The organism is Collinsella aerofaciens (assembly GCF_039752775.1).
GTDB classification, from domain to species: Bacteria; Actinomycetota; Coriobacteriia; order Coriobacteriales; family Coriobacteriaceae; genus Collinsella; species Collinsella aerofaciens_R.
On the sequence record NZ_JBDMGT010000029.1, the window covers coordinates 23,303 to 30,100 of the forward strand.

Here is a 6,798-nt window from a genome sequence, read left to right on the forward strand (position 1 = left end):
CGCTCTAGATACGAAGGGATGATTTCGATGTTCTGTTCGCAGTGTGGCGCCCCCATGGGCGATAACGACAAGTTCTGCGGCGTGTGTGGTGCCCCCAATGCCGGTGCTGCAGCTTCCGCCCCTCAGGGTCAGCCTCAGCCTCAGCAGTTTGTTCCTCAACCTGTCGCGAACGCGTCCAAGGGCTGCACGGCTCAGGCGTTTGAGGATATGACCAAGACTCCGGGCGTGCTGCAGCGCGTGTGCCAGATTGCCTTTTTGCCGGCGCTTATCTGTGTCGTGTCGGTACTCGTGCTGTTCATCCCCGTTATCGGCGGTATTGCGGCTGCCATCGGCTTTTTGGCTGCCTACGTGGCGAGCGTGTGCGGTTCGGGCTTTGGCATCGAGTGGGGTCGCGACCTGTCGCTTAAGATCGATGACGGCATGGGTCGTCCGTTGATGCGTTCCACGTCGTTTGGTCTCGGAATCTTTTCGAGCGTTATTTCGGTCGTGCTCGAGGTTATCGCTGCCATTCCCATTATCGGTGTAGTGCTTTCGCTGGCGGAGGGCGTGGTAATTGGCGCCGCGGGCTCGTATTCTTATTACGGCTCTTATGCGCTCGAGGCTGCGCTGTTTGGCTCGCTTGGCCTGCTTGTCCTGGCGCTAATTGCCTCGGCGATTCTGGGTGTCTTCTTTAAGATGTTCGCCGACATTGCCGTGATGCACTTTGCGGTGACCGGGCGCGTCGAGAGCGCGTTTTCGCTCGATAAGGTCTGGGCGGCCTTTAAGCACAACAAGACCAAGCTGTTCTGTGCTTCGTTCCTTCCCGAGTTTTTGACGGGCCTGGTTTCCAACGCCATTACGTGGATCTTGACAGCTGTCTTTGGTGCCATCGCCGGAATTGGCGCGTACGGCTATTACTATCGCCCCACGGGTATCGAGGCGATTGTTACCGCCGGTGGTGTCACGCTCGTATTGTTCCTGGTGCTGATTGCATTCGTCACGGTGTTCCTTACGGTCTTTGGCAAGATGCTCAAGCACCGTGCCGTTGGCTATTGGGCTGCACGTTATGCAAGCGAATGGGCCGATGAGGACAAGGACGACGTTTTGACTTTTGTGCTCCCGGGTGAGAAGAAGCCTGCTCCTGCGGGATTCAATCCCACGGCAGCCACTGGTGCTGCGCCTGCCCCGGCGCCCGCGCCTGCACCTGCCCCGGCACCCGCGCCTGCCCCTGCCCCGGCACCTGCTCCTGTCCCCGCACCGGCGTCCGAGGCGACGCCTGCGGAGCCCGATTGGGATGCCGTTGCCACGCCGGCGGATGAGCCGGGCGATAATCCTGCTGCCGAAAACAATCAAACCGAATAGCCGGTCGAGGCGCCCTGGGCAACTGAGCCCGGGGTGCCTTTTTCTACTGCGAAAGCAAGAAAATGCCTGGGAAAACGGTTGCAGCAAATTTTCTCGGAAATTGGTCAATGTTGCGCAACAACGTCGCGGCTATTGTTGAGAACGTAGACGTGTAAGGTTTGAAGGCGTGCGACGCCTTAGGAAAAGGAGAGGCTCATGTTCTGTCCCACTTGTGGTTCTCCCATTTCGGATGATGCCAAATTCTGCCCTGTTTGCGGATCCGCCGTTGGTGCCGCTTCTGCCGCTGCGGCCCCGCAGCCCCAGCCCGCTCCGGCCCAGGCTATTCAGCCCGCGCCCCAGCCTCAGCAGCAGTACACCGGTCAATACGCCCAACAGTCCGCATCCGCTCCGATGGGCTATGACCCCATTAAGGCTGACCGCAGCCTGATCGGCTGGCTGCTGCTCTCTCTTGTGACCTGCGGTATCTATTCGTTCTACTTCCTGTATTGCTTGGCACGCGACGTCAACACGTTGTGTCAGGATGACGGCGATTACACGCCGGGTCTGGCGGAATTCATCCTTCTATCGTTTGTGACCTGCGGCTTCTACGCGTACTACTGGTATTACAAGATTGGCAACCGCCTGCAGGCCAACGCTCCTCGCTACGGCCTGGTGTTCCAGGAAAACGGCACCACCGTTCTTCTGTGGCAGATCTTCGGCGCGCTCCTGTGCGGCCTTGGTCCCATCTTCGCTATGAACATCGTCATCAATAATACCAATGCCATGGCAACGGCTTACAACACTCGCCTTGGCGCTCGTGCCTAACAATAAGGGCGGCGTGAACAGCTTCCAGGGACATAGGGGCACGGCAGAGCTCCTTCGCCGCGCCCTTTTTTGCACCGGCGCGCTCTTTGTCGCCTGGCTCGCGCTCTACCTGCTCGACATTGGCTGCATTTTTCGATTGATGACGGGCATTCCTTGTCCGGGATGCGGCATGACGAGGGCGTGGCTGGCGGCGCTGCGCCTCGATTATGCGGCTGCCTTTGCCTACCATCCGCTGTTTTGGGTGGTGCCGATTGCGTTTGTGCTCGCGTTCGTGCGCGAGGAGGTGGCATCGAGCAAGCTAAAGCGTGGTATCGACATTGCGGTCACCGTGTTGTGCGTGCTGGTCGTCGTCGTATGGATCGTGCGCCTCGTCAATCCGGCAGATGCCGGTCTGCTCTTTGGCGGCTATGCGCCCGCCGGAGTTCCCGACGATATCATCCACCTCGAACCCCCACGCTGGCTCACCATCCTTCGCTCTTACCTGGCGTGACGGAGGACGCGCTAGAAAAACGGTCGACACATAAGCGGGGGCGAACGTTGAGATAACGTCCGCCCCCGCTTTGCTTTAGCCAGGCTGTTATGGATGGGCGTGACGGCTACTCGTCGCGCTTTTCCTCGTGGCGAGCGGCAGCCCGCGCATCGTGGATGCCCTTGATTGCAGCATGGCGGGCGGTGCGAGCATCGTGCATGGCGTCGCGCGCCTCAGCGGCCGTGGCCTTGGCAGAGCGCAGCTTGGCGGCCAAGTCGGGGTTGGTCTCGGCAACCGCGGCGATCGTGGGGCCGTCGAGCTCCTCTTGCGTGGGCTCGGCCAAAAAGTCGATGGCATACTGAGCGGCTACCATGGAGCCCTTGGCGAGCACGCTCTCGTCGATCTTATAGAAGCAAGAATGTTGGGCGTACGTGGCGCCAATCTGGGGGTTGCGCGTGCCAACAAAGGCGAGCACGCCCGGCACGCGGCGCAGGTACTCCGAGAAGTCCTCGCCCGAAAGCGTGCCGCGATAATGGCCTTCGCCCGCGGGGCCCAAGCACTTGACCACGGCCTGACGACAACGCTCGCTCGAGGCGACGTCGTTTTCGACCTTGTAGTTGGCGATGGTGTAGTCGGTAAGTTCGGCCTCTGCGCCCAGGGCTGCCGCGGTGTGCTCCACGATGCGGCGCATAAGCTCGGGCATTTCCTCGTGCGTCTTGTCGCCATAGGTGCGCACCGTGCCGGCGAGGTAGGCCGTGCCGGCGATAACGTTGCGCGCGGTGCCGCCGTGCAGCTCGCCGACGGTGATGACAGCCGGCTCGTAGGGGCTGATCTCGCGCGAGACGATGGTCTGCAGGGCGTTGACGATCTCGGCAGCCACCATAACGGCGTCGTGGCCGCGCTGGGGCATGGCGCCATGGCACGAGGTGCCGCGGACATCGATGCGGAACCAGTCGGTGTTTGCCATGCGCGGGCCGGGCTCACAGCTCACGGTGCCGGCGTCGACTTCGCTCCAGATATGCGCGGCGTAGGCACCATCGACGCCGTCGAGCACGCCCGTGCCGATCATGAGCTTGGCGCCCTGGCCGTTTTCCTCGCTGGGCTGGAAGACGATGCGGACCTCGCCGTGGATGTCGTCGGTCATATGGCGCAGGATCTGCAGCGTGCCGAGCATCATGGCGATGTGGCAGTCGTGGCCGCAGGCGTGCATGCAGCCCTCGTTGACGCTGGCAAACTCCTCGCCGGTCTGCTCGGTAACGGGCAGGGCGTCGATGTCGGCGCGCAGCAGGATGCGGCGGCGCGGCGTGCCGTCCTCGCGGTAGGCATCGGGCGCGGTACCGCGAAGCGTCGCCACCAGGCCCGTCTTGAGCGGACGCTCGTAGGGGATATTCATGGCGTCGAGCTGGTTGGCGATGTCGGAAGTCGTGCGCTCCTCGGCAAGGCTCAGCTCCGGGTGCTTATGGAAGTGCCGGCGCTGCTTGATGATGTAGGGTTCAAACTCGGCGGCGATATCTCGGATGGCCGCGGTGACGTCGTCTGCCGCGCGAACCTCGGTTGCCGCCATAATTTGCTGTGCCTTGGTCTTCGTCATGGTCGATTTGCTCCTTGCTGGGTTGATCGCAAAATCGTACAGGCTCTCTCCAGTATGCCACCTGCCGCTAGGGCTGGTAAAGTTGCCGTTTGCCGCTTGGGGTTTTGTCACAAGGGCGGGAGAGTACACTCGGAGGTGTTGAATTTCCTGCCAGAGATGGGGATGCCCATGCAACATATCGATCGGATTATCCGCTCTAAGAACGTTTTTACCGCCCAAGACGGTATCGATACCGCCCGCGAGCTGGCGATTGCCATCTCGGGCGATCGCATCGTCGCAGTCGGTGCGCCCGATGACGTGATTGCCGCCGCACCTGCCGCCACGCCGGTGGTCGATTACGGCGAGCAGTTTGTCTGCCCCGGTTTCCACGATGCGCACTTGCATTTCTTCCATACCTCGGTTGGCTCCTCGCCGTACATGCTTATGGATATGGGCACGTCCGAGGCAGCATTGGTGCAGCATGCGCTCGAGTTTTCCCAAGGCTTGCCCGACGACGCCTGGGTCGTGACCCAGGGTTGGCGCGATTACCGCTGGGATCCGCCCGAGCACCCTACCAAGGCCTCCCTCGACGCCGCCTTCCCCGATCGCCCCTGTGTTATGTATTCGGGCGATGGGCATACCCTGTGGCTCAACAGCCGCGCACTCGAAGCCCTCGGCGTGACGCGCGACAGCGAGCCTCCGGCGGGTGGCAGTTATGACAAAGACTCAAACGGTGAACTTACGGGTATCGCCCACGAGGCAGCTGCCATGCAGCTGTTGCCGCGCTGCCTTGAGTGGCTGGGCGAAGATCGCATCGCAAGCGCTTACGCCGATCAAATGAGGCGCATGGCCGAGCAGGGCATCACCTCGATCTGCGATATGTCGCTCATGCCCATGCCAGGCTGCGATTTTATCCGCGACGATGTCTACGACAAACTGCAGACGGCCGGTAGGCTGGGCATTCGTGCCCATCTGTTCCCCACGCTGCTGGATGACCAGTCGCGTCTAGAAGAGCTGCAGGTGCGTTACGCGAACAACGCGCTGCTTTCGGCGCCGGGTTTTAAGCAGTTCTTCGATGGCGTTTCGAGCGAACACACGGCATACCTCACTGAGCCCTATACCAACCCGCGCTTCCCGGGCGACCAGGGTCGCCTGACGGTTCCTGTCGAGCGCATGCGCAAGTTGGTTCTGGCGGCAGCCGAGCGCGGCCATACCGTGCGCATCCACGTTATCGGCGACGGTGCCATCCATGCTGCGCTCGATATCTTTGAGGAGGCGGCAGAGCTCTACGGTCTGCCGTCGCACGGTCATAACACGCTCGAGCATCTGGAGAATTTGCTGCCCCAGGACATCGATCGCCTGCGCAAGCTCAACGTCATTGCCTCGAGCCAGCCTTGCCACATCACGCTCGACCCGGGTGGCCCGGAGCGCGACCTGGGCCTGGAACGCAGCCGCATCATGTGGCCGTTTGCGACCTATAAGCAGCGCGGCATCCGCCAAGCTTTCGGTACCGATAGCCCCATCACAGCCGTTACCAGCATGAACGTGCTCTACACGGCCATCACGCGCCAAGACCCCCGCAGCCACTGGCCCGAGGGCGGCTGGCTTCCCAGCGAGCGCATCGACGCGGCAACGGCCCTGCGCAACTACACCCTGGGCAGCGCCTACGCGGCAGGCGACGAGCGAAACCTCGGCAGCCTGGAACCCGGCAAATACGCCGACCTGGTAGTCTTGGACCAAAACCCGCTCACCATTGACCCCCAAGAGCTGCAAGCCACCAAGGTCCAGGCCACCTACCTGGCAGGCAACTTAATCTACGAGCGCTAATATTCATGCCGTACCGTTAAACGCGGCTCGGGCAGCCTATTTTGGGATGGCGCTCGAGCCGCGTTTGTATATCGGTGGGGACCCACTATGAGCGTCCCTGCTCTGCTTGATTTGAGCGTGGGGTGGGGCGCCGCTGCCCCGCGCATTTAATTTGGACATCAGCAATGCGGTCTCTTGGTGTTTTGCATACTTTCCATTGCAGATTGCATAAAAAGGCTGGGATGTTCTTTCTGGTCCTGATGTACCCCCGCCTGGGCCGTGCAAAAAACGGAGTATTCAGCAACGCAAGCTCTGCCGGTGCCGCTGCGGCTGAGTAACGTTGCGGAGATTGACGTCATTTTGGGGTTCGGCGCGGCGCGAAGCATGCCTTTTTGTCCTGGCGGGGTTTGCCTGCCGACTCAAATCCCCGGTCGAAGGCGTCCTTGGAACCAATATGGTGTGTCCGGCGTGTATGCAGCCGTCCTGGCTTGCTGAATACTCCCAAAAATGCACGGCGCTCCCCAGGGGACCCGCGCGCAGCGAAAACCATGCCCATGTCGCTATCCGCATCGCCATTTTGCTGCACTGACTTTTCTGAATGCCGGGACCGAATTAGTTAACCTGCCTCCCGTGTGGCTCCGGAGGGGCGGGGCATAAGGTTTATCGCGAGTTCCGCACGAGCCGAAGGCCACTTAATGTGGCCTTCGTGCGAGCAGGACTGCCCGAGCAGGAAACCTTATGCCCCGCCCCTCCGGAGCCACACGGGGGCCACCGCTAAGTTATCCCCCGGCATTCAGAAAATCTAAGT

The 6,798-nt window shown here is 61.3% G+C and carries 5 protein-coding genes; 4 read left to right on the plus strand and 1 reads right to left on the minus strand.

Going from position 1 to position 6,798, the window contains the following annotated elements:
• Positions 1–27: 27 nt before the first annotated feature.
• The 3 genes from ABHR63_RS08085 to ABHR63_RS08095 all read left to right on the plus strand — a co-directional run bounded on the left by ABHR63_RS08085 (position 28) and on the right by ABHR63_RS08095 (position 2,635).
• On the plus strand, positions 28–1,341 hold the full coding sequence (locus ABHR63_RS08085) for a zinc-ribbon domain-containing protein (protein ID WP_271740116.1): 1,314 nt from the start codon (positions 28–30) through the stop codon (positions 1,339–1,341).
• A 195-nt stretch (positions 1,342–1,536) separates the two neighbouring features.
• Positions 1,537–2,145, plus strand: a complete 609-nt coding sequence (locus ABHR63_RS08090) for a DUF4234 domain-containing protein (RefSeq protein WP_138339567.1) — start codon at positions 1,537–1,539, stop codon at positions 2,143–2,145.
• A complete protein-coding gene (locus ABHR63_RS08095; RefSeq protein WP_161115103.1) occupies positions 2,138–2,635 on the plus strand; it encodes a DUF2752 domain-containing protein in 498 nt (165 codons plus the stop codon). The genes ABHR63_RS08090 and ABHR63_RS08095 overlap by 8 nt, the downstream gene beginning before the upstream one ends.
• Before the next feature lie 106 nt (positions 2,636–2,741).
• On the opposite strand, the gene ABHR63_RS08100 is transcribed toward ABHR63_RS08095, so the two are convergent.
• Positions 2,742–4,205 (minus strand): M20 family metallopeptidase, encoded by a 1,464-nt coding sequence (locus ABHR63_RS08100; protein ID WP_271740117.1) that lies wholly within the window; start codon positions 4,203–4,205, stop codon positions 2,742–2,744.
• 162 nt (positions 4,206–4,367) lie between these two features.
• On the opposite strand from ABHR63_RS08100, the gene ABHR63_RS08105 reads away from it, so the two are divergent.
• On the plus strand, positions 4,368–6,011 hold the full coding sequence (locus ABHR63_RS08105) for an amidohydrolase (protein WP_346965955.1): 1,644 nt from the start codon (positions 4,368–4,370) through the stop codon (positions 6,009–6,011).
• Positions 6,012–6,798 lie beyond the last annotated feature (787 nt).

Excerpts from the sequence above, each read along its gene's own strand:
- ABHR63_RS08085 (WP_271740116.1), top strand. The coding sequence starts at position 28 with ATGTTCTGTTCGCAGTGTGGCGCCCCCATGGGCGATAACGACAAGTTC.
- ABHR63_RS08090 (WP_138339567.1), top strand. The coding sequence starts at position 1,537 with ATGTTCTGTCCCACTTGTGGTTCTCCCATTTCGGATGATGCCAAATTC.
- ABHR63_RS08100 (WP_271740117.1), bottom strand. The coding sequence starts at position 4,205 with ATGACGAAGACCAAGGCACAGCAAATTATGGCGGCAACCGAGGTTCGC.
- ABHR63_RS08105 (WP_346965955.1), top strand. The coding sequence starts at position 4,368 with ATGCCCATGCAACATATCGATCGGATTATCCGCTCTAAGAACGTTTTT.